The organism is Streptomyces sp. NRRL B-24572, assembly GCF_002156145.1.
In the GTDB taxonomy this organism is placed as follows: domain Bacteria; phylum Actinomycetota; class Actinomycetes; order Streptomycetales; family Streptomycetaceae; genus Streptomyces; species Streptomyces vietnamensis.
In genome coordinates, this window is record NZ_MWIG01000861.1 from 1 (window position 1) to 2,507 (window position 2,507).

At 73.1% G+C, this 2,507-nt stretch carries 3 protein-coding genes; all 3 read left to right on the plus strand.

What is annotated here, in order from left to right; genetic code table 11:
- Window positions 1-1,150 (plus strand): radical SAM protein (locus CCN56_RS37310; protein WP_256962372.1); only part of this gene is annotated, 1,150 nt, incomplete at its 5' end.
- Between the two features lie 59 nt (window positions 1,151-1,209).
- A complete protein-coding gene (locus CCN56_RS37315; RefSeq protein WP_086832147.1) occupies window positions 1,210-1,482 on the plus strand; it encodes an acyl carrier protein in 273 nt (90 codons plus the stop codon).
- The coding region (locus tag CCN56_RS37320) for a beta-ketoacyl synthase (RefSeq protein WP_086832148.1) at window positions 1,475-2,507 on the plus strand (1,033 nt) is incomplete at its 3' end. The genes CCN56_RS37315 and CCN56_RS37320, both read left to right, overlap by 8 nt.

Below are 2,507 nucleotides of genomic sequence, written 5' to 3' on the forward strand. Positions count from 1 at the left end.
GCCCAGCCCGGCCCACCGAGGAGTCCGCACCCCCATGGCCACCCCCCTGACCATCACCCCGCGCCCGCTCGGCCGCCGCGAGGCGAAGGAGCGCACCGCCGCCCTCCTGGCCGAACGTCCCGATCTCGCCGAGCGCCTGCACCGGCTGCGCCGTCTCGGCCGGGAGGTGCGCTCCTGCGAGGTGCACCTCACCAACACCTGCAACATCCGCTGCAAGGGCTGCTGGTACTTCGAGGGCGGCTTCGACACCGCCGTGCGCGAGCTGTCCGACGTCGACAAGATCCGCGCCTTCGCCCGCCGGCTGCGGGACGAGGGGGTCAACCAGGCCACCCTGATCGGCGGCGAGCCGACCCTGGTGCTGCGCCGGGTGGAGGCGTTCGTCGAGGAGCTGCCGTACATCACGATCTCGACCAACGGCCTGCGTCCGATGCCCGTGCAGGGCTTCGAGCACATCGCCGTGGCCGTCAGCATCTTCGGCGGCGGGCCGCTCGACGACGACCTGCGGGCCATCCGGGTCAACGGCTCCAAGTTCACCGGCCTGTTCGACACGGCGCTCTCGCACTACAAGGACGATCCGCGGGTCCTGTTCATCTTCGCGCTCTCCGAGGACGGGCTGCCGTACCTCGAACCGACCGTGCGCAAGATCGCCGAGAACGGCAACATCGTCACCTTCAACTTCTACAGCGAGCACGGCACCGACAACCCGCTGCGGATCGAGAACGAGCGACGCGTCCTCGAGGAGGCCCTGCGGGTCAAGGAGGCGTACCCGGAGGCCGTGGTCAGCCATCCGTACTTCATCCGCAGCCTCATCACCGGCACCTCGCACTGGGGGGCGCGCTTCGGGTACGACGTGTGCCCGAGCCTCAGCGTCGACCACCCCGCCCACGAGGAGCGGGTCGCCAACGGCAACCCGGTGATCCCGGGCTTCGCCGCCTGGGGCGCCGACTACGAGTCGCTGCAGTTCTGCTGCACGTCCGGGGAGTGCGGCGGCTGCCGCGACAGCCAGGCCGTCTACAGCTGGCTGGTGGTCAGCGCCTCCCGCTTCCTGGACAGCGCCGCGCGCCTGGAGGAGTGGGTGGACATCGCGGAGAGCTACTGGCGCCAGTGGCACTGGTCCCCGTACCACGCCTCGAAGCTCACCACCCCCTGATCGCAGCCCTGATCGCAGCTCTGATCGCCGCTCTGGTCCCCACACCGCACGGGAGAGTCATGTCCGAGACATCCGAGGCGTCCGAGACGCTGGACCGCGCCACCATCGAGCAGTTCATCACCGACGCCCTCGTCGAGCTCGGCGTCGACGCCGCCGACGTCCGGCCCGGGGCCGCGCTCGACGACCTGGAGATCGACTCGCTCGACATGGTCGAGCTCGCGCAGTCCGTCAAGCGGGACCTCGGCGTGCCGGTCCGCACGAAGGACTTCGACGGCATCGACACCGTCGGCCAGATCCTCGAACTCTGCTACGAGAAGGCCGGAGTTGAGTGATCCGGAGAAGGGTGGCCGGGCGGTCGTCGTCACCGGTTTCGGCGCGGTCACCCCGCTCGGCGTCGGCGCCGGCCTGCTCCACGAGCGCGTCGTCGCCGGGGACGCGGCGGCCCCCGGCCCCCATCCGGCGGTCCGTCCCGCGGACTTCACCGCGACCGACCACCTGCCGCGCAACCTGGTGCGCCGGACAGACCGGTTCACCCAGCTGACCCTGGTGGCGGCCGACGAGGCCCTGACGCAGGCCGGGAAGCGGGACGGCGCGCCGTCGCCCTGGCGGTCCGAGCGCGTCGCCTGCGTCATCGGCTGCGGCCTCGGCGGCACGGCCTCCTTCGAGGCGCAGCAGGAGGTGTACGGCAGGGAGGGCGCCGAGTTCGTGTCGCCGCTGATGGTCCCGCAGATGATGGCCAACGCGGCCGCCGCCCACCTCTCCATGCGGCACGGCTTCCGCGGCGAGAGCCTGTGCGTCGCGTCCGCGTGCAGCAGCGGCGCGCAGGCCGTCGGTACGGGCATGCGGCTCCTCGCCTCCGGCGCGGCCGACGCCGTCGTCGTGGGCGGCGCGGAGGCCGCCTCGTCGGACCTGGTGGCGGCCGCGTTCGCCAACGCCGGTGCGCTCTCGCCGAGCGGCTGCGCCCGCCCCTTCGACCGGGACCGCGACGGCTTCGTGATCGGCGAGGGGGCCGGGATCCTCGTCCTGGAGACGGCGGAGGGCGCCGCCCGGCGCGGGGCCGAGGTCCTCGGGGCCGTACGGGGGTACGGGGTGACCTCCGACGCCCATCACGTCACCGCGCCCGAGCCCACCGGCGGGCCCGCGGGCCGGGCGGTCGCGCTCGCGCTGCGGGAGGCCGCGGTGGCGCCCGGGGAGCTGGCGTACGTGAACGCCCACGGGACCGGCACCGCCCTCAACGACCGTCTGGAGTGCGAGGCCCTGCGGCAGGCCCTCGGGGCCGACGTCCTCGCCGAGCTGCCCCTCTCCTCCTCCAAGGGCGCCTTCGGGCACCTCTTCGGGGCGGCGGGCGCGGTCGAGG